Raw genomic sequence first — 19,462 nt, 5'->3', positions numbered from 1 at the left:
TTATATAAATTTGGTTAGATCATACATTCAGTAGTATGTACATACAAATGTATTATTTATAAATTATTTTCCAAATGTTTTTATTTTTTTTTGATTAAAAACCGCTTCTGTACTCCTAGAGGAAGCAAATAAAACCAAACTTTGTATATACATACTTTAAAAAGGTATTTTTTTTTTAATATTGTCGTAATTATGAAACTTAAGATCGATCATGAAAGCCAGGTTCCGCTTCACATCCAGGCAGAAGAACTGCTCAGGAAACTGATTGAATCTCCTGAATATATTGATGGTAAACTGTTGCCAAACGAGGTAGAACTGTCAAAAGATCTGAATATCTCGCGTACAACATTGAGGCAGTCTATCAATAAACTGGTTTACGATGGGCTGTTGATCCGCAAGAAAGGTGTCGGCACCAGAGTGGTGGAATCGAAATCGCTAAGTTCCAAGTCCAAAAACTGGATGAGTTTTTCTCAGGAAATGAGCGCCAGAGGTATTCCGATCAAAAATTTTGAGCTCCATGTAAGTTGGGTGCTGCCCGAAAAGCGGATTGCCAGTTTCTTTGGAATCAAAGAAGATAAAAAAATACTTAAACTCGTTCGGCTCCGGGGCAGACCGGAAGGGCCATTTGTTTATTTCGAATCTTATTTCCACCCGATAGTTGGCCTTACAGGTGATGAAGATTATAAGGCGCCGCTATACGAAATGCTCGAAAAATCACATGGAATTGTTGCCATGATTTCAAAAGAAGAAATTAGTGCTTTACTGGCAGATGACTTTATTGCGGCAAAATTAGAAACGAATGTTGGTTCCCCTATCCTGTTTCGAAAGCGTTTTGTTTACGATATCGAAGAACGACCTATTGAATATAATCTGGGTTACTATAAAGCTGACAGTTTTGTGTACACCGTAGAGAGCAGGCGCGAATAATTATTTTTATGGCATAGGAACACAGGTTTAAAGCCTGATTTTAAATGCTTAACTCTTCAAGCCTATCGGCTTAGATAAACCTGCGTTTTTTAAGCGCTTTAGTTACTTCTTTTAGCATGTATCCGCTTTTAAAATAAGAATAGATCTCTTCTCCGGGGCAAGTGGTTTGGCTGCTATGGTCTCGATGGGTAGAGATTTCGTTTGCGGCTATGTTATACTTGATGCATTGATCTGCCAAAAGATTGACCAATACCTTTCGCAATCTTCTATCCAGTTTCTGCTGGCTGTAATTTCCTAGAAAGCAGATCAGTAAATGACCGGTCGGATCATATTTCGTATTGGTCTCGCCTACTGTAAGCGGGTTTCTTCCCTGGTAAACGGTTCCATCCGTAGCAATCAGCAAATGATAAGGAACATCTGCCCACTTTCGATCTGGTCCCATACCCCAGCTTTGAATGTTTTTGAGCCGCTGTTTTGCATCATCAGTTTTTATTAAAACTTTGCCACCCTCATGATGTACCGTAATCTTGATCGGAACCTGTTGCTTGTAAGGCTTCCCCTCTACTCCTTTCCATTCACTTTTTGGAACTATGAAGACCGTATCTCGGTTAGCGAAACTTTTTGACTGGGCATTAACCACAGGGACAGCCAAACAAAAGGACAAGAGAAGTGAAACAATCCGGTGTTTAAACATGGCTCAAAAATAAGAAACAGTGTAAATCTATGGATTAATCAGCGGTATTATAAACCATATTTTAGTTAGCCTGATTAAAAATAATTTAAACACTTGTTGCAGTGGTAAGACCTGATTCAGATGACCCTAAACCTTTTAAGCTCAGTTTTTCACAGCTTTGAATAATGATAACCGATTATTTCAGGATCTTATATAGCTTGTCGGAGCTGATTGTTCAGGTTGACGGACACATCCAACGTTAAGAATTCGCAAGAGCGCAACAAAAAGTAGAATTTCAGCCAGATCAAATGCATTTAAGCCGCACTCATACGAGGAAAGAATAATTACACGGAAACACATGATCAAATACTCAGGCCCGGATATGGGCCGATCATTCAGCAGATGATTCATATTGTTTATTTGCAGGATATGGATAAGATTACATCATCCCCTCATCGGCAAAACTATAATAGCCATAAGCCGAAATGATAATATGATCATGCACCTTAATACCCAATAGCTCCCCACCCTCGACCATTTTCCTGGTAAGCTTCACATCTGCTTCACTCGGACGAAGTTCCGAACTCGGGTGATTGTGGCTTAATACGATTCCACTTGCGCAGGCCTTCAGCGCCGCGGAGAATATGACCTTTGGATCCACCATCACTTCTGATAATCCCCCCTGCGCAACATTCAGCACACCCAATACCCTGTTCTGCCTGTTCAACAGTATCACCTTGAACTCTTCCAGCAGCTCCAGTTTATTCTGATCCCAACTCTGTTCCAGGATCTGATAAGCCAAATGAGATGAAGTCACTTTGGGTTTTTCCGAAAGCTTAAATGCAGGACGGTAACTGATTTCGATTTCTGAAACTTTAAATTGCTTTTCCATATTATTTAAGATTTAATTATGGTGCAGTTAAAGGTTCAGCCATTGCGCCAAAGCAAAAGGAGGAACGGAATAAATGGAACAGCGTTGAATAGGCCACAGGCGGGTTTATGCCGGAAATTCCTTTGCGTGCCGCAACTGAACCTTAAATTTGTGGCAGAATTGGATTGATCAACTCCCTAAGCCCTATCCAGCCATGCCCTCCAAAAAACCATCACCATCGCCAGTATACCAAAACCAATTCCCACCCATGGCGTAATAGCTATCCCGTAATGACTGATGAACCAGCCGCCAGTTGCTGTACCGAGCGAAACCCCGAGATTTCCAAACGAAGTCTGCAGGCTATTTGCAAATTCCCTGGCATCCTGCGCCGCAGAGACCATATATCCCACTCCAATAAGAAAACAAGGTCCATACATCACTCCCCAAAGACCGACCACCAGCGCAATATTAAAAAATGAACCCGGCACATATTGGAATGCAAACGGTAAGACGAAAGTGCCCGCAAGAAAAAACAGCGTCGTACCAACCATATATTTACCCAATAACCGGCCAGCGATAAAATTAGAGATTACCCCCATTACGCCAAACAACAACAACATGTAGCTGATCTCCTGAGCACTTAACCCTTTTGCTTTTGAAAGGTAATCCGCAAAATAACTGTAGGAACAAAACCAGGCCGTGATCAGAAACAAGTTCAGCCCAGTTCCGGCAATAAACACCGGCCTTTTAAGTATGCTCAACTGGTTTTTGGAAGACTTCACCTCCGTGTTCGGCATAGCAGGTAATTTCATGAAAATGATCACTATGGTGAACAAAATCACCAAAGCCTGGATCACATAACTGAACTGCCAGGCATAAATACTGGCGATAAAAGTGGTAAAGGGAATCAGCGTTACCTGCGCCAGCGCTATTCCGCCGATGATGATACTGGTCAGGCGCATCTGCATCTGGGGGGAAGTATCCTTGCCTGCCGCAGCAATGGCCATCGAAAAAAATGCCGGATGTAAAATCGTTGGCAAAATCCGCAATACCATCAGCAACCAGAACGGCGGGCTGAAAACCGAACCAACATTGGAAATCAAAAATAATCCCATCGCATAAAGCATGATTTTCTTTTTATCAAACCGAGAGGCATATAAAACCATAAATGGTCCGGTCAGCGCAATAGTCAGTGCAAACAGACTCAATAAATATCCAGCCGTGCCAATATTGATGTGATAATGATCCGCTATCTGCGGCAGGATGCCAATTACCCCAAACTCTGTACTGATAATTCCGATAACGCCCAGACATCCAACATAGGCCACTTTTTTGTTTACACTTAAATTCATATTAAACCGATCAGTTTAAAAAAGATTAAAAAAATATTTATTATTATGGGTTGATTTTAAAAGATCCTCAATTGCTTATGCTTTGACCATATTGATCAGGTTCTCTATCATATCATAAACCGCTTTCTGGTCTTTATTCAATGCGTAATTCTTGAATAGCGCACTGGATGAGGCCGCAAAGAAATCAGCGGTCAGTTTAGCATCCAGATCAGCTTTAACCGATCCTTTCTCCTGGCCGCTTTCCAAAACCTTAAGATAAACCTGCTCGATCTTTTTCTCATTGCTCAGCAATACCCCCCTGATATCTTCATCACTTAGCGATATTTCAAAAGCCATCTTAACCGCTAGGCAGGTTCTGCCTTCTTTGATACTTTGATCAACCGCCAGCCTGAAAATGTTCCTCAAGTCTTCAACTGCATCCGAGTGATCCCCTCCGCTAATAGCCGTATATTCAGCAACCTTAGCCTTCAGGTATTTCGTGAGGCATTTGAGCAGCAATGCCTTCTTGTCTCCGTAAGTGGGGTAAATACTACTGCGATTAATCCCCATCTCCCGCTCCAGGTCAGTGATCGAAGTGACATGATAGCCTTGTGTCCAGAACAGTTCCAGCGCAATGTCAAGCTTTTGCTCATAATCAAATTCCTTATTTCGTCCCATGATGCTACAAAGATATATTTTAAACCGATCAGTTTAAAATATAAAACCAAATAAAATTGACCTCCCATTTTTGAACTTATCATCACAATCAATTGATGCTATTCAATTCGATATTGCTCAGCATACTCGAAAACCAGTACATGAAAATGACTTTGATAAAGCGATGAAGAATCTATCAGATATTAATCTCCTGTCATGGAAATATCAGCATGCTTTTGATCCAAAAAACATAGGAGATAAGGATCTACAAGCATTTCTCTGTGCGCCAATATTATCCAATTTTGACCCAGAATTTGTTTGAGCAAAAACTCCCCGATTCGCAGAAAACAAGATTATTAATAGTTATTTTCTTTTCACCTGCAACCAGATTTTGCATCATAAAAAACTTTTCCCCCCGTTACTTTTCCTTTCATAATTTCTTTAAAAAAGCAAATCGTATTGCTCATTGTTATTTTACTATAAAATTGTTTAGGACCATGGTTTTCACCTGTAGCGACATTTAGCACAGCAGCCTTGCCAGCGGCAATAGTTCTTCGATATATGCATGCCGATCCAAACATAAGTGGATAATTACTACAATATGACCCAAATCTTCCGGCATCAAAAGGCACCACAATATCATCGGTGCCATGGAACAAAATTGTTGGTACCGCGTTTTCTTTTGTAATGAGTGTGGAATCAGCCAATGCTCCCCACATATTACATATACCTTTGATAGTAAAATTTTGCTTAATTGTATTTGAAGAAGAATTCAATGATCCCAAATCTTTATTGATGTTAGGAAAAAGTTTAGCGATGTGATCTTGCTTTACATACGCCAAATTGAGCGCCAATACACCCCCAGCACTGCTTCCGCCAGCAAAAATCCAAGAGGTATCAATCCCATAATCATCTCTTTTATCTACCAGAAAACGTAATGCAGCCCTAGCATCTTGCGTAGCACGATAAACGGCTTCCTGCAACTGAGTAATATTTCCCTCGCAACCAAGAGTATTTGTTCCACGATCCCAGCCTTTTCGATAATTAATAGACACCGCTATGAAGCCAGAATCAGCCAATATTTTACAATGGGCTTTCATTGCTTCTTTACTTCCGTTAGAAAAGCCTCCGCCATGCATCATCAAAACCATCGGATATTTCTTACCTGTTTGCTTTATAGGAAAAAAACAATCCAATGTTAGCATTTGCTGATTGCCTGTGTAGGTGTTAGCCTTGCCATAAGTAACATTCAGTAAACTATCTGCTGGCCGGGCCATTAATTCTTTGTAACTTAATAACACTAAAACAATGGCTAATACTTGTATTTTCATCATTAGATTTTTAATGTTCTAAAAAATCCAAATCACGATCGTGTGTTTCTGGAATGGTAAGTACGGCATAAAAACCAAGCACAAAAGCAATTATACCTACAATTGCGCCCGCCATTAGAACACCTGTACCAGGTTTTAAGTAGGCAAATAGAGAGGTCATCAAAACCAATGCTCCACGAACCATGTTGGGCACAGTAGTGGCCGCTGTTGCCCTTAAATTTGTGCCAAATTGCTCGGCACTGATGGTAACAAACATCGCCCAGTAACCAATCCCCAATCCCATCCATAAACAAAAAGCATACAACCAGAAGGCTGAGTGGATTATTCCCGATAAAAAAACTATGGTACCGATTAAGGTAAATACCATCATGAGCGCTACCGCTTTTTTTCTGGATTTTAGTCCATGACTAATAAATCCACTCATTAAGTCGCCAGCTGCCAACCCAATGTAACACCACATAATAGATAGACCTGGCTTTATAGGTTCGCTGATACCCAATGCAGTTCCAAATTCATTTGAGAAAGTAGAAAGGATACCAATTACGAACCAGGTTGGTAAGCCAATGGCGATGCATTTTAAATAGATCACAAAACGCCTACGATTGGTAAAAAAAGCCAAAAAGTTACCTTTAGCAATTGTAGATTCATGCTTGATGGATTTGAACATTCCAGATTCAAAAACGCCAACCCTCAATAATAATAAAGTAATACCCAATCCGCCTCCGATAAAATAAGCAGTTCGCCAGCTACCAAATAATTCCACAGTAAAGTAGGCAACAACAGCTCCGCAAAGTCCAACACCGGCAACGAGCGATGTTCCAATTGCCCGTAGTTTTTTTGGTAATATCTCAGACACCAAGGTAATTCCAGCTCCTAGTTCTCCGGCAAGGCCTATGCCTGCTACAAATCTTAATATCTTATAAACTTCCGCATCTTGTACAAATCCACAGGCAATATTGGCTATAGAATAAGTTAGGATAGAACCAAATAATACGGATAACCTTCCTTTTTTATCTCCTATTATGCCCCATAAAATACCTCCAATTAGCAAACCTATCATTTGCCAATTTAAGATTGAGGCACCGACAATTGAGCGCTGCTCTTCATTGAGCCCCATATCCGATAGGCTTGGAATTCTTACAATACCAAATAGTAGTAAATCATATATATCTACAAAATATCCTAAGGCAGCCACAATCACAGGAATGCTTAAAAGATGCTTTACGTTTGTTTTTTCTTCCATTTTTTAATTTAAGGCTTTTATCATTTTCAATTAGGGCTTAGCCAGTTCAGCTTTTAAAGCAGCATCATCTGGAACTTTATTGCTGTATATTTTCAAATCATCCCATAAAATTTCCATTGGCGTATTGTTCGCTTTCATGTAATCTGCAATCTGCTTATTGGTGTAAAATTTCATAGGATGATATACAGTTAAGCCATCTGGTTTAGTAGCATTTGGATGTATTGTAGCAACTCTTTCATTAAACAATACAATTTTCTTACCTCCTTCGATTTGAACTGTCATGTAAAAATGCCCAGCCGGACGAGTTTCAGTAGCTTTCCAATTTCCTTCTTGTAAATAATACTCAACTGTTATCCAAGTATTTGAAGGAATGTGGAATGTTTCGTTATTGGCATTTTTTATATCAGTGGGAATATACTTTTCTGGTGTTTTACCATCCTCCTTAAACTGGATTCTATATTTATCGCAACTAAAATGGAAATAAAAAGGGTTTTGTTCTCCTGGATGGTGTCCTATACCCACTGTTAGCCTGTAAGGATCGGCAGGAACACTTCCCCAAGCGGCATTGTTCCAAAATTCGGCCAGAGAATACCAATTGATTTGTTCAGGGAATTTCTTCAATAAATTCATTGTACTTGATGGAAAATACATTTTAACCGATTGATAATAGCGCTGTATGCCCTCAGACACATTATTCACCTGACCTTGCACTCTTGTTTTATAGGCACTCGTATCATTCTCCTTTTTTACTGCATTCGATTCGAAAACTGTAAATCTTAGCACCGTGTTTTTGGGATTCATTGGATCAGGCACGAGCGATGATTTCCTCTTGGTACTATCCCCTCCTTCATAAAAAATTCTAAACTCACCAGCTGATGGATAACCACCCTTATTACTAAATTTTGTCCAATCATTAGGGGCAGTAACAGATTGATCTATTCCAACTAAAATATCACTTTGTGCATTTGATTTACTTAGTTTAGTACCATTTTCAAACCCTGAATGAAACAACAGCTTCTCTTCCCCTTTTTGCTGGGCAGATGCATTTATGATCAGCATCCCGAGAAACACCATTAAATTTATTTTCATTCTCATAATCTCTCGAATTTCATATTCACATTCCCAACTGTAGCTTTATCATTTAATTTTATGGCAATCCTATAGTATGGTTTTGGCCCTTCATCAATCACCTCATCACTAAAGGTAAAGCCTCCAGCGGCTGAGGTAATCGTTACCTTCAATTTTTCTTTCTGCCCAATAATTTCTATGATGTTATCGCTAACTTTTTTCCATTTAAAACGAGTAATCAACGAGGTTTCAAATTGACCTTCTGCGTTAAAAGAAAAAGTATCATTTACCATTAAATACCCCTTTGAAGTGCGATCATAAGTAAATGTTCTTAACAACTGTTTTAACGATGGGTTTTTGTAAGCAGAAGTGATATCCAATTCAAATACATCTTTTCTGGTAGTGAAATTTGCTTTGGTAACAACTGCTCGGGCATCTTTTCCAAAATGTTGCTGTATCCCATTTACCAATGGTACATTGTGACCATAAGATGCTGTTGTTTTATACAAATCATACCTTTCCTTACCAAAATATTTTGGCGTGTAGGTAGCCAAACCTACATCACCTGTAAGCAGTTCATTGCCAACAACAACAGTATAAGAAGCTACATCGTTATGGTTGTGATGTTCGGCATTACACCCACCCTTCAAGGTTGCTCCCATGTTTAATGTTGAACCTTTCAAAGGGCGAACAGTTAACACACCAGCTTTCTCGAAATAATCTCTAACAGAAGTTTCTTTTACCTTATCACTCCGCTTTGCCAAAGAGGCTGCATTCGGAAAATAATACATCAAATAACAAAGTGCAGGTTGCTCCATATAGGCTGGAGCATCATTATATTGCTTTAAGCCCAAACCAAAGTCTTTGTTTAGATATTGCATCAATTGCCCTTCTGGTTTGGCATATTGAATGCAATCGCCAATGGCAGGAAAGATATTATTGATGATCTGCGCTCTTGGTGCGAACATGGCCATTTTAGCAACTTTAGGGTCTGAGAACAAATCAATTTTGCCTTTTGTAGCTTGCAAAAGGGCTTCTCTCAAAAAAGTATAATGCCCAAAGCCATAACTATAATACCCGATACCTTCGGTGCAGTAACCATCCGCTAGATAACCTCGCAAAAAATTCCTTGAATATCTTTCGGCAATAGTGGCGAATATGGCTCTTTGCTGCTTATCTTCAATCACTGCCAAAGCAGCCATGGTTACATAGGCAAGGGTTACCGAATTGTGATTGCCCGTATCCATTAATGAAGTAAATTCGCCATTTGCGTTCTTATTCTTAATGGCATTTAGCGTGGGTTCAAAAACCCGCTGTTGTAGTAACAAAAGCATTTGTGCTTTCATTGGAGCCGTCAATTTACTTTTCAGTAAATAATATGATTCAGCGATATCACACCCATAGGCTGAAGAACTTAATCCGATGGTATACAATTTTCCATCATAGTTCAATTTCTTCTGATCTTCGGCAGGAAAAGTCCATGTTTGGGTATTCAAAATCTCGGATAATGCATTTACAATGGCTGGCATATACTTGCCCTTGCTTGTTAAACATTCTGCCCAAACCATTTTGGTAAGTAACATTCGGCGTTTCATGATGAACCTTTTTGAGGTTTCTGAGTCCTTGCCACCAAAATAGCTCATGTAAATTTCTGGGGTAAGTTTCGGGAAAGGCAATAGACTAATCGAATCAGCTTCTGCTATTAACTTTTGGAACTTATTGGTTTTATACAAGCTATCCCATCTATAGCGCACTTCAATTGGATCTCCAATTCCACGAGCTTGATTAGGTAACATGCGCTCGATCTCTTTAACCCGTACCATGTTAACTGGCTGCAAGGTCATTAAGGCATATGGATCTGTTTGGGCATTGACTGACGTAAGCATAACCAACAATATCAAACCGGAAAACGATATTTTCATTCTGTGATCCATAACTATTTTTTTTTATTACTAGCTGCAATAACAGTTTTCACCGCTGTTTCTTTTAAAAATTTGGCAAAGTTATCGTCTACGGTTTTTGGCTGAAAAGTTAGCTTTAAAGGGTCTTGTTTCAATAGCATTTTATACCAGATTAGCCCTGCCAAATAACAACCAGCATCGTTTGCGTGATTTGGATCAAATTTTATTTTTTTATCAACTCCCCAACTGTAACCAACATTGATCGAATTTTTTTCATTTGGTAATGCTGGATAGATCGGGTTGTTGTAATCATAACTTTCATCTTTTTGAAAAGTCCAATTAGCATCGGTAGCCACAGTATAGAAAGCATCTCCTGATGGCAAAATTCTTAAATTACCTAGTTTTGCTGCCGTTTTATAATAGGCAGACCTGGACTTTTGCCACATTTCTTGTTGGGTTTTTGCTCGCTTTTCTCCTTCAATTTTTCCGAAGCTTTTTGCATCTGCACGATATGCCCAGGTTTGGTGTATAAAAATTTCAGCAGTTGGCTGATAAGTTTTCACTAAATCGTATAAATTTTTGGCATATGGGAAATAGGTTTTTTCATCGCCAGATAACAATGAATACTGCTGTAATGTCACAATATCCCACTTTTGTGAGGATAGAAGTTGCCTTAAGGATTTACCATTGTAAGCCTTGCCCCTATTCGTATCGAGATTATTTACAACAACAGAATCCCAATGGCGTTGGAGTGAACATCCGCCCATTTCTGCTCGCCCTAAAACTAATTTTATATTTGCCTCTTTTGCCATTTGCGGTAGAAATCGACTTGCATTTTGCGAAAAACTATTGCCAATCATCAATACATGTAATGTTTTGCCGGGTTGCGCATTGGCATAGAAGCCTAGCAGGATGGCCAGTATGAAAAATATTTTAACTTTAATTATCAATCTCATCTTTCAATTATTTTAGTTGATACAATACAGCACCATGTGCAGCAACTTTAGCGGTGATGTTATTTTGAAACTCCAGTTCAGCACCTGTCCAAAGGTTTTTTGCATTATACTGCTGTGCAATTTTTAGTTTTTGGAATGGAATGCTAACCTCTTCGTCTTGGTCATTTAAATTAAAAACCGCTACATACTTGCCACCCTGTTTGGCGTTAGCTATCCATACTATAATACCCTTTTCACTAAAAACTTCTTTTTGCATTGAACCTTGTTGATTTACAGCAATTACTTCTTTATTGGTTAATAATTTCAGCGTAAAATCATCGTTTTGTGTCAAATCATTACTGATTATTAATGGAGAGCGAGAAATACTCCACAAAGTAAGCAGCGTATATTGTTCGTCTTCGGTAAATCTGGTGAAACGTTCACCACCGGCATCACCACTTCTCGTGGCAATTTTACCTACTGGAAGCATATCTAAATCAGGCCAGCGCCCGGGTGCGTTTACCGCAAATGTTGCCCAGGATTTGGCGTAAGCAAATTGCTGTTTCAACTGTGGCCACGTGTCCCAAAAATCTGATGATACCCTAAACATATCTGAATTGTTAAGCACATGATATCTAGCCGATACTGGTGTAGAACCTGGTGAGGTGCTAAACAAAATATTTCTTCCGGATTTTTCTATTGCTTTGCGTATCGCAGTTATTTCATCTGCATGATAAGGCATAGAAAGGTCATCCACTTTTACAAAATCTACACCCCAGCTTGCATAAAGCTCAAATAAAGAGTTATAATATTCCTGAGCGCCAGAAACACTCATATCAATACCATAGGTTGCGTTAAACCATAAGCACAAGTCTGCCGGATTTGCAATATCTTTTGCCCTCCTATTACTACCTCTAATTGGTAAATCTTGCTCAACAGCTTGCCAAGGAATACCTCGTTGTATATGCAAACCGAATTTTAAACCTTTGTTATGGGCATAATCTGCCATGTACTTAAATGAACCTTTCGCAGAAGGAAACTTATTATTGGCAGGCAGGTAGCGTCCATATTCATCTATCACCGCATCATGTTTCGCATAAGATGCGTGATGGAATTCACTTTTTTTATCTGCTGATACGCTTGGTGAGTACCAGCTCGCATCAATTACCACATAGGTGTAACCAAAAGGTTTTAATTTCTCTGCAACGTAATCAACCTGTTTCTTAAACTCATCTTCAGTAATTTGCAAACCAAAGTTATTCCATGAATTCCATCCCATTGGGGGTGTAGCTGATGCAATAGCCTTAGGTGTATTATTTAACCGTTGGGTTTTTTCGTTAACTGGCAATTGTGTATTTGCAATTCTGGGCATACCCCAGTTAGGTGTTTGTGCAGCAGCATTTAAGCTACACATTGTTACTAATGCCCATGTTAAATACTGTTTCTTTTCCATCCCTAATTGATCATTGGCTTATAGTTGGCCTTGTACGCTTTAATCATTTCACTCGCAGCTAACAAAAATGCACCTGCCCCGTGGTAATCATTTAATTTAACTGGTCTATCATAATAAAATTTAATGTTTTCTCTCATCCCTGTTCCAATACACACATCTTCCAGTTCACCTTTTGGGGTTACTTTTTTCATTAATCCTTTCCAACCGTCATCCGCTATGCCCAAATACGAGCTTGGTATCCAACCTTCATTTATAGCTTTTGCCACAGCGTAGATAAACATGGCAGAGCCTGATGTTTCTAAATATGAATCTGGTTTATCAATTACCTGATGCCACAATCCAGAAGTATCCTGATAACGGGCAAATCCAATAATCTGTCTTTGCAGTAATTTAATCAACTCCTTACGCTTTGGATGATTTTTATCCAGTCCGTCAATCAATTCTACCTGTGCCATGGCAATCCATCCGTTACAACGTAACCAATGTGCAACGCCGTTACTTTGTTCTGCACTGTACCAATTATGAAAATATAATCCTGTGTGGACATTAAAAAGATATTCGTTGTACTTAATTACCTGATTTATGGCATCATCTATATATTCTTTTTGATTATTTGATTTGCCATAAGCCACAAGAAATGGTACACTCATGTACAAATCATCTGCCCAAACCGTCATTTCACGAGGTTCTGGTCTGTTTAAAGTGCCATCTTTAAACCGCGTTTGTTTTGTACTGATATATTCTATTGCTTTTTTTAGATAAGCCGAGTAAGAAGCATGACGTTCTGAAACATTATATCTGGTTAAAGCAGCAGACAATGCCCCCATGTCATCTAACCTATTCATCCTGATCAGGTTATAAAACTCAGTTTTGGGATTACTTTGATATTGTTTTTCGAAGTAGGAAATGTTATCGAATATGAAACTAAAATTTTTACCTACATAATTTTTATAGACTGTATCAATCAGTGTTTTACCTAATTCCATCATACCCATAGCCATTACACCATTAGAATAGTCCCATTTGTTATAAATACTTACCGTTTTTATTGATGCATTTTCGGGTAATCCGCTGGTGGTTTGATAAACCGATTTTGTTTTTGCATCGATAAATTGATACGATGTGTTTTTTACGATATAATCTGCTACATTTTTAGCTACATCTATTGTTGGCTGTATTTGAGCAGAAACTGTTCTACTAAAACAAAAAACAAAGATGAGCAGCGTTATCACTTTAATTCTCTTCATCTATTTAATTTTATTGACGGGATAATTTTAAAATTTCTTCTGCTTTTAACGCTTTATCGAATATGGCTATTCCACCAATTTCACCCTTAAAAAAATTTCCCATTCCTTTTTTAAGCTGAACACCGCCAACAGTAAAATCAGACCCATTATTTCCCATCCCATCTGGATAGTGATATGGGTTTTTGACCTGTATTAATCCTTCTGGTTCTTCTTTAATAAAACCCTTTGTATTTTTGATCAGTTCTGGTTCGCTGGATTTGAATTTGCCATTAAAATAAGATTTGATGTATGTTCCATCATACGTAAAGGCTACACACACCCAGGTATTTAATGGTACTTTTTGTGGGCTTGCCGCATAATCTATGCTATAAGGAAATGGTGGAGTTGCACCTCCATTTTTCGAAATGTGTCCACAAACCTCACTATCTCCATTATAATGAGGCAGCGAAACAAACAAACCATATTGGCGTTTGCCTCCATTTTCAGATTCATTCCATTTGCCAGCCACAAATCCAGTTCCGCCATTCCATTTTACCCAGGCAATAACAGTTACCGAATTAGTTTTAATATCAAGTGTTGAACTTTTTTGATGTTTAATGTACCAATAATCAGTCTTGCCATCTAATACAATGGATTTTCCAGATAGCGGACCTTCACTCCCATATTTTGGTTTCTCGAAGGGTAAAAGTTTAACACCCTTTGCTGTACCAGCGATCGGCATTCCTGTTGTATCTGCAAAATTCCAAAGTGCGACTAAGCTTTTGTGCTTTTTAATTATTGCCATTACCGCATTAGATCTTACATTTTGCGCCTTGGAGCGCTTGATTGAAGTAATAAAAAACCCTAATGCAATTAATAGATGGAGAATTTTGTTTTTCATAATGATTTAAATACGATTTGCATGGTCTCTTTTTGTCTCTGTTGCACAAATGCTTTGGCTTTTAAAGCTTTTGCTTTCGCAGCTTTCGGATTTTTAGCGATTGCCAATACCGTTGGCACTAACTTATCAACCTGCGAAGGTTCATCCATATCAAAAAGCCAATCGCTTAAGCCAATGTCTTTCCACATCAATCCTTTGGTACTTTGCTCATAAAAGCGGCAAACAACTGCTGGAATACCTTGGCCAATGCAAATAATGGGCGAATGCATTTCTAGTCCGAATAATCCTGCAGACCGTTTATAGGTACTTAACGCTTCATCGGTTAACCAGTATTTATTTCGCCAAACCACTTTTTTCTTTACATCTTCTGGTAATAAATCTAACAGCAAAGATTTTCCCAAGGCTACATGTGTTTCATCTTCCGGGCAAATTAATATCTTCATATCCGTATGCCTCACCACTGCCGTAATTGCATCTCTTAACGGACCATTATCATGATCTTTCATCTTATTGTTGTAATCTACATGTGATTGATTAAATGGTCTATTTTTACCCTTTGCCAACCATTCTTCGGTAAATCTATACCTTGGAATGCAGCACATAAATTTTCCTTCTTCTAAACCATTTTCTCTCATAAAAGATAGTGCTGCAGTATCATTATGTAAGTCGACAGCAAATGTACCATCAGGAGCAAACTCCATAATTGGGCAGGTTAAACCATTATTTTTGGCAAATTTTAAAGAAACTGAATCCCTAAAAAAGGCAAATGCAGCTTTATTAATTAGTTCGATATCCAGTTCAGAGGCTTTAACCACTACGTTTTTGGCAGCATAAACTCCTGGAAAAGTGATACCATAAACGCCATAAGGTTTTCCGGTTGCTTTTACCCATTTTACAATACTGTTTCTACCAACAAGTGAGGGGCCGCTACCATGTAACAAAAGGTCTGCTTTTTGAAACGCGGCTGATACATCTGTTTCACTTTGTACGATTTTATATTTAGGAAAACGCTTTTCTAAGATTTCCTTCACACCATTTGCAACGTCATGAGGCCATAATATTACGTCTACCTCTGGTAATTGTTTTTCGAGTATAGCCAGCACGCCTGGTGTATGCGCAATATCCCCGATATTAAATGTTTGCCACGAAGAGCAAAGCAACACAGTTTTTTTAGCATTTGCGCTTGCCAGGAAATGAGTAGCGTCACCAACAGCAGATAATAATGCCATTGCTGCTGTGCTTTTAATGAAACTTCTTCTCTTTAGCATATCATAATTTTTATTAGCCTACTAATTTTTTAATAACCTGCAGGGTATGTTTTTGTATACTCACTACATAATCAAATGCCTGTTTAGTCATCTTTTTTGCTTCAGCGTAATTATTGTGTATTTCTAGCAATTTTGCAGAAATTTGCGAAGCAGGCGTTTCATCCATTAAAAAATACCAATCACCAAGGCCTATATCCCTCCACATTTGTCCTTTTCTGGTATCTTGAGCTTGTTTTACATGAATACTTGGAATATTATTTGCAACTGCCATAATGAGTGAATGGGGTTCGCAACATACCATTGCCCTAGCATTTTTATAAACGCTGGTGGCTTCATCAGGCCCCCAAAAACTATCTCTCCAAACCACATTCTTTTTCACATCTGGTGGAAGGGGATCATATAACGTCTCTTTACCAAGCGCTACCTGATAAGTTACTTCCGGGCAGATCAGTACCTGAAGGTTGGTCGCTTTTACCCATGCGATGATTACATTTCGCATTTTTTCACCGTCGCCTTTTTTATGTGCCATAGATATGGCATATTTTTCTTTTTCACTTTCAGAAGGCGCTCTACCAACCAATTGCCAGTAAGCCGTGTGGCGTATTTTTGGAATTACACAAATAAACTCTTTCTTTTTCAAACCCACTTTATCAAGGTAGGCGTTTGCTTTTTCATCATCATAAAGTTTAATTCCAAAGGTAGAATCTGGTGCAAAACCCTGTATTGGGCAGCTGTTTTTGAGCGATTTGAAATATTTTAGAGATTCGGTATCGCGGCAGTAAAAAAATGATGCCTTCGCGATTAAGTTCTGTAAGTCAGTTCCGACTTCATCTAAAGAAACACCATAAATTCCAAAAGGCTTTTTGGTAGTATCAGACCAGATCTGAAGTTCTTTTTGAGCAGTTACAAATGGACCAGAACTGTGAATCATAAATGCACATTCATCAAATGCTTTTTGGAGTTCTGGCGATATTTCTTCTATTTTACTTTTGATTACTTGTACTTTAGGAAAGTTCTTTTGCAATAAAGGTTCTACTCCTCTATCATAAGATTTGATCCAAAGTACTAATCCAATCTCTGGAAGAAATTGTTCCATAATAGCTAACAAACCAAAAGTATGTCCAATATCACCAATGTTTATGGTTTGCCAACCTGAACGAATTAATATTTTTTTTCCTTTAAAGTTGCCAGCAGCAAGGGGATCAGTTATTGGCAATAATATGGCTCCTGCAGTTGCCATTGATATATTTTTTACAAATCTTCTTCTATCGTAATTCATGTCTCTGCTTAATCTTTTCAGTTAACTAATGTATCCAGGTAGCGCTGATCTTTAATTTCCCTGCTGTCGTTAAATACGCCAAATTGTTTTCTGTATCCCCAAACGGTATATGGAACATTATTTTCTTTAAATATTGATACAATATCCTGCATCCAACGCAGCTGAAGATTTTTATCTGGATAGGCGAAATTGCTGCCAAATTCTCCGCAATGAATTCTTAAGCCAGCTTTTTTTGCGATATCGAGTGCAGGCTTCATTAGGGCATACATCGTCTCTTTATTGTTAATACCATTATAATTCTTCATTACTTTTTTGCCATCTTCGTTTAGTGTATTTACTATACTGTCTGCAACAATTTGTCCGGGATAACTGATAGGAACATCAATATCTTTAATTGCTTTATAAAAGTCTGCTTTGTAATGTGTTAGCAGATAAGGATAATAAAAATGAAAGCTTAAAATGATATTAGGATCGTTTTTTGGAATTTGAAGATCTGGAAAGGTGGTTACTCGATTTGCTTTGTTTGATCCAAGAAAGATAATTCTTTCCGGCTCTAGCTTTCTAATTACTTCAACAATTTTATTGGCTACAACATTCCAAGATACAGGGTCTTTTGAATTGGGCTCATTTAGTATTTCGTAGGCAACCAGCTCATTTGGATATTTTCCAAATTCGGCACTCAATTTTTGCCACAGTACCTCAAATCTTTCCTGTGCTTCGGGCGCTGTAAAAAGTACAATGCTATTATACTTAGAAAAATCGTGATCGTAAGTTTGGTGACAATCCAATATCAAACGCATGTTAGCCATTTTGCACCATTTTATCACGTTGTGGATGAGCAAAAACGTTTCTTCATGGCGTTTGCCATCACTATCATACAACTGATTTTCATTAAACGGTAGTCTAATGTGATCAAAACCAAGGCTTGCCAATTGCTGCAAATCTTTTTGTGTAAAATAAGCTATTTTAGCCTTGTCGGTTAAATTGGCTTGAGCCAACCAAGCACTAATGTTTATCCCTTTTTGAAATATAAAGGTGGTTAATTTGGGTTTTGGATCTGTACTAACCTTAAAACTAAATAAAGGCAAGATGATCAGAAGCAAAACAGACCTACGGATGATGCTAAACTTTTTCATATGCTCTGTTGATAGGTTCATATTATTCTCCCAAAAAGTTTTTTCCTGCAGCTATTCTTTTATAACGCATCATAGCTTCCACATAGTAATAATCAGCATAGGTTAGTGGCACATCGATTTCTGAATGATGAGGAAAACTTCCAACGCTATGTTTTAACAAAAACCCCTTATCATCTTTGAATTTATTAAAGTATGTTTCACTTGATAAAGATGTAATCATTTCTTCTGATGCGCTCAAATACTTTTTACTAGCTATGCCTTTGTTATAGGTAGCCAATTCAATTAATGCTGAAGACATTACAGCCGCAGCAGATGCATCTCTTAATGCATTTGGAATTCCTGGCGCATCAAAGTCCCAATAAGGGACTTTGTCTTTTGGTAAGTTAGGATGATGTAAAATAAATTCAGCAATATTATTTGCCAGATCAAGGTATTTCTGCTGCTTTGTTTCACGGTACATAACAGTATAACCATACAGCCCCCAGGCTTGACCTCTAGCCCATGCTGAAGAATCTGCAGCTCCTTGGTGAGTTCTCTTTTCTGTAATAGCACCGTTTGCTGGATTATAGTCAACCACATGATAAGAGCTGTAATCTTTTCTGAAGTGATTTTTTAGGGTTTGATCAGCATGGCTGACGGCTATTTTGTAGAATGATGAATCACCAGTAACCTTAGTTGCATAAAACAAAAGCTCCAAATTCATCATGTTATCAATAATTACAATGAAATCTCCGGGTTTTTTAGCATTCCACGAACGAATAGTGCCTGTCGTGGTATTAAATCTAGTGGATAACGACTTTGCACTTTGAACAAGGATATTTTGATAGTTTTGATCTGGCGTTAATCGTTGCGCATTGCCGTAACTGCAATACATCATAAATCCTAAATCATGCGTTCCTTTATTGTTTTTTTCTCTTTCCAATAACTTTAATCGATGCGTAATTTCTTTACCTAAAACAACATCAGCTTTGTTCTCATTTAAGTAGAGTAAAGTGCCTGGGAAAAATCCACTGCACCACCAATAGCTTTTGCTGCTTTCTAGGGTTCCATCTTTTTTTAGCGTTTTTGGAAAAAGAGAATCTACTACTTGGGTGGTAAAATATTTGTATTGATCAGCAGCAAGAATTAATTTTTGATCAATTAATGAAACTAACTCCTTTTTTGTAGTTAAGGAATTAGCTTTCTGGGCTTTAGCCGAAAACCCAAAAAAAGCTAAGAATATGATTATTAAAAGTCTTGTATTCATCTTTTAAATTGATTAT

General features: G+C 38.2%; 18 protein-coding genes. 2 read left to right on the top strand and 16 right to left on the bottom strand.

Annotated features, from left to right (window positions below):
• Positions 1 to 192: 192 nt before the first annotated feature.
• Positions 193 to 927 (top strand): GntR family transcriptional regulator, encoded by a 735-nt coding sequence (locus tag AC3ITD_RS05720; RefSeq protein ID WP_489364790.1) that lies wholly within the window; start codon positions 193 to 195, stop codon positions 925 to 927.
• 70 nt (positions 928 to 997) lie between these two features.
• Here AC3ITD_RS05720 and AC3ITD_RS05715 read toward each other — a convergent pair whose 3' ends face one another.
• The 4 genes from AC3ITD_RS05715 to AC3ITD_RS05700 all read right to left on the bottom strand — a co-directional run bounded on the left by AC3ITD_RS05715 (position 998) and on the right by AC3ITD_RS05700 (position 4,480).
• Positions 998 to 1,621, bottom strand: a complete 624-nt coding sequence (locus AC3ITD_RS05715; protein WP_489364788.1) for a peptidoglycan recognition protein family protein — start codon at positions 1,619 to 1,621, stop codon at positions 998 to 1,000.
• Positions 1,622 to 2,039: 418 nt separating this feature from the next.
• Positions 2,040 to 2,492: a JAB domain-containing protein gene (locus tag AC3ITD_RS05710; RefSeq protein ID WP_489364786.1), complete on the bottom strand. Its 453-nt coding sequence runs from the start codon at positions 2,490 to 2,492 to the stop codon at positions 2,040 to 2,042.
• Between the two features lie 176 nt (positions 2,493 to 2,668).
• Positions 2,669 to 3,823: an MFS transporter gene (locus AC3ITD_RS05705; protein ID WP_489364784.1), complete on the bottom strand. Its 1,155-nt coding sequence runs from the start codon at positions 3,821 to 3,823 to the stop codon at positions 2,669 to 2,671.
• 75 nt (positions 3,824 to 3,898) lie between these two features.
• The gene (locus tag AC3ITD_RS05700) at positions 3,899 to 4,480 is read right to left on the bottom strand and encodes a TetR/AcrR family transcriptional regulator (RefSeq protein ID WP_489364782.1); all 582 of its coding nucleotides are present in this window, start codon (positions 4,478 to 4,480) and stop codon (positions 3,899 to 3,901) included.
• 70 nt (positions 4,481 to 4,550) lie between these two features.
• On the opposite strand from AC3ITD_RS05700, the gene AC3ITD_RS05695 reads away from it, so the two are divergent.
• Positions 4,551 to 4,781: a hypothetical protein gene (locus tag AC3ITD_RS05695; protein ID WP_489364780.1), complete on the top strand. Its 231-nt coding sequence runs from the start codon at positions 4,551 to 4,553 to the stop codon at positions 4,779 to 4,781.
• A gap of 52 nt (positions 4,782 to 4,833) precedes the next feature.
• Here the strand turns inward: AC3ITD_RS05695 and AC3ITD_RS05690 are convergent, their stop codons facing one another.
• From AC3ITD_RS05690 to AC3ITD_RS05635, 12 genes are read right to left on the bottom strand one after another with little or no spacing between them, the layout of a single operon-like run.
• On the bottom strand, positions 4,834 to 5,793 hold the full coding sequence (locus AC3ITD_RS05690; RefSeq protein ID WP_489364778.1) for an alpha/beta hydrolase fold domain-containing protein: 960 nt from the start codon (positions 5,791 to 5,793) through the stop codon (positions 4,834 to 4,836).
• Between the two features lie 7 nt (positions 5,794 to 5,800).
• Entirely contained in the window at positions 5,801 to 7,033 is a 1,233-nt protein-coding gene (locus AC3ITD_RS05685; RefSeq protein ID WP_489364776.1) for an MFS transporter, read from the bottom strand.
• Between the two features lie 30 nt (positions 7,034 to 7,063).
• Positions 7,064 to 8,122, bottom strand: coding sequence for a hypothetical protein (locus AC3ITD_RS05680; RefSeq protein WP_489364774.1), 1,059 nt, complete (start codon positions 8,120 to 8,122; stop codon positions 7,064 to 7,066).
• Positions 8,123 to 8,124: 2 nt separating this feature from the next.
• Complete coding sequence (locus tag AC3ITD_RS05675) at positions 8,125 to 9,987, bottom strand: heparinase II/III domain-containing protein (RefSeq protein WP_489364772.1); 1,863 nt, start codon at positions 9,985 to 9,987, stop codon at positions 8,125 to 8,127.
• 50 nt (positions 9,988 to 10,037) lie between these two features.
• Positions 10,038 to 10,958 carry a DUF4886 domain-containing protein gene (locus tag AC3ITD_RS05670; protein WP_489364770.1) on the bottom strand — a complete coding sequence of 307 codons (921 nt, stop codon included), beginning with the start codon at positions 10,956 to 10,958 and terminating at the stop codon, positions 10,038 to 10,040.
• Positions 10,959 to 10,965: 7 nt separating this feature from the next.
• Positions 10,966 to 12,390: a glycoside hydrolase family 27 protein gene (locus AC3ITD_RS05665; RefSeq protein WP_489364768.1), complete on the bottom strand. Its 1,425-nt coding sequence runs from the start codon at positions 12,388 to 12,390 to the stop codon at positions 10,966 to 10,968.
• 2 nt (positions 12,391 to 12,392) lie between these two features.
• Positions 12,393 to 13,637, bottom strand: coding sequence for a glycoside hydrolase family 88/105 protein (locus AC3ITD_RS05660; RefSeq protein WP_489364766.1), 1,245 nt, complete (start codon positions 13,635 to 13,637; stop codon positions 12,393 to 12,395).
• A gap of 10 nt (positions 13,638 to 13,647) precedes the next feature.
• Entirely contained in the window at positions 13,648 to 14,517 is an 870-nt protein-coding gene (locus tag AC3ITD_RS05655) for a LamG domain-containing protein (protein WP_489364764.1), read from the bottom strand.
• Positions 14,514 to 15,785 carry a polysaccharide pyruvyl transferase family protein gene (locus AC3ITD_RS05650; RefSeq protein WP_489364762.1) on the bottom strand — a complete coding sequence of 424 codons (1,272 nt, stop codon included), beginning with the start codon at positions 15,783 to 15,785 and terminating at the stop codon, positions 14,514 to 14,516. The genes AC3ITD_RS05655 and AC3ITD_RS05650 overlap by 4 nt, the downstream gene beginning before the upstream one ends.
• A gap of 13 nt (positions 15,786 to 15,798) precedes the next feature.
• A complete protein-coding gene (locus tag AC3ITD_RS05645) occupies positions 15,799 to 17,025 on the bottom strand; it encodes a polysaccharide pyruvyl transferase family protein (RefSeq protein WP_489364760.1) in 1,227 nt (408 codons plus the stop codon).
• 56 nt (positions 17,026 to 17,081) lie between these two features.
• On the bottom strand, positions 17,082 to 18,200 hold the full coding sequence (locus AC3ITD_RS05640) for a glycoside hydrolase family 5 protein (protein WP_489364758.1): 1,119 nt from the start codon (positions 18,198 to 18,200) through the stop codon (positions 17,082 to 17,084).
• A 22-nt stretch (positions 18,201 to 18,222) separates the two neighbouring features.
• Positions 18,223 to 19,446 carry a glycoside hydrolase family 88 protein gene (locus AC3ITD_RS05635; RefSeq protein ID WP_489364756.1) on the bottom strand — a complete coding sequence of 408 codons (1,224 nt, stop codon included), beginning with the start codon at positions 19,444 to 19,446 and terminating at the stop codon, positions 18,223 to 18,225.
• Positions 19,447 to 19,462 lie beyond the last annotated feature (16 nt).

It is taken from the genome of Pedobacter sp. KH_004 (genome assembly GCF_057840755.1).
This window is presented reverse-complemented; position numbering and strand designations above follow the sequence as displayed.

Excerpts from the sequence above, each read along its gene's own strand:
- AC3ITD_RS05660 (WP_489364766.1), bottom strand. The coding sequence starts at position 13,637 with ATGAAGAGAATTAAAGTGATAACGCTGCTCATCTTTGTTTTTTGTTTT.
- AC3ITD_RS05700 (WP_489364782.1), bottom strand. The coding sequence starts at position 4,480 with ATGGGACGAAATAAGGAATTTGATTATGAGCAAAAGCTTGACATTGCG.
- AC3ITD_RS05650 (WP_489364762.1), bottom strand. The coding sequence starts at position 15,785 with ATGCTAAAGAGAAGAAGTTTCATTAAAAGCACAGCAGCAATGGCATTA.
- AC3ITD_RS05645 (WP_489364760.1), bottom strand. The coding sequence starts at position 17,025 with ATGGCAACTGCAGGAGCCATATTATTGCCAATAACTGATCCCCTTGCT.
- AC3ITD_RS05720 (WP_489364790.1), top strand. The coding sequence starts at position 193 with ATGAAACTTAAGATCGATCATGAAAGCCAGGTTCCGCTTCACATCCAG.
- AC3ITD_RS05635 (WP_489364756.1), bottom strand. The coding sequence starts at position 19,446 with ATGAATACAAGACTTTTAATAATCATATTCTTAGCTTTTTTTGGGTTT.
- AC3ITD_RS05655 (WP_489364764.1), bottom strand. The coding sequence starts at position 14,517 with ATGAAAAACAAAATTCTCCATCTATTAATTGCATTAGGGTTTTTTATT.
- AC3ITD_RS05640 (WP_489364758.1), bottom strand. The coding sequence starts at position 18,200 with ATGAAAAAGTTTAGCATCATCCGTAGGTCTGTTTTGCTTCTGATCATC.
- AC3ITD_RS05680 (WP_489364774.1), bottom strand. The coding sequence starts at position 8,122 with ATGAAAATAAATTTAATGGTGTTTCTCGGGATGCTGATCATAAATGCA.
- AC3ITD_RS05710 (WP_489364786.1), bottom strand. The coding sequence starts at position 2,492 with ATGGAAAAGCAATTTAAAGTTTCAGAAATCGAAATCAGTTACCGTCCT.
- AC3ITD_RS05705 (WP_489364784.1), bottom strand. The coding sequence starts at position 3,823 with ATGAATTTAAGTGTAAACAAAAAAGTGGCCTATGTTGGATGTCTGGGC.
- AC3ITD_RS05665 (WP_489364768.1), bottom strand. The coding sequence starts at position 12,390 with ATGGAAAAGAAACAGTATTTAACATGGGCATTAGTAACAATGTGTAGC.
- AC3ITD_RS05685 (WP_489364776.1), bottom strand. The coding sequence starts at position 7,033 with ATGGAAGAAAAAACAAACGTAAAGCATCTTTTAAGCATTCCTGTGATT.
- AC3ITD_RS05690 (WP_489364778.1), bottom strand. The coding sequence starts at position 5,793 with ATGATGAAAATACAAGTATTAGCCATTGTTTTAGTGTTATTAAGTTAC.
- AC3ITD_RS05670 (WP_489364770.1), bottom strand. The coding sequence starts at position 10,958 with ATGAGATTGATAATTAAAGTTAAAATATTTTTCATACTGGCCATCCTG.
- AC3ITD_RS05675 (WP_489364772.1), bottom strand. The coding sequence starts at position 9,987 with ATGCTTACGTCAGTCAATGCCCAAACAGATCCATATGCCTTAATGACC.
- AC3ITD_RS05715 (WP_489364788.1), bottom strand. The coding sequence starts at position 1,621 with ATGTTTAAACACCGGATTGTTTCACTTCTCTTGTCCTTTTGTTTGGCT.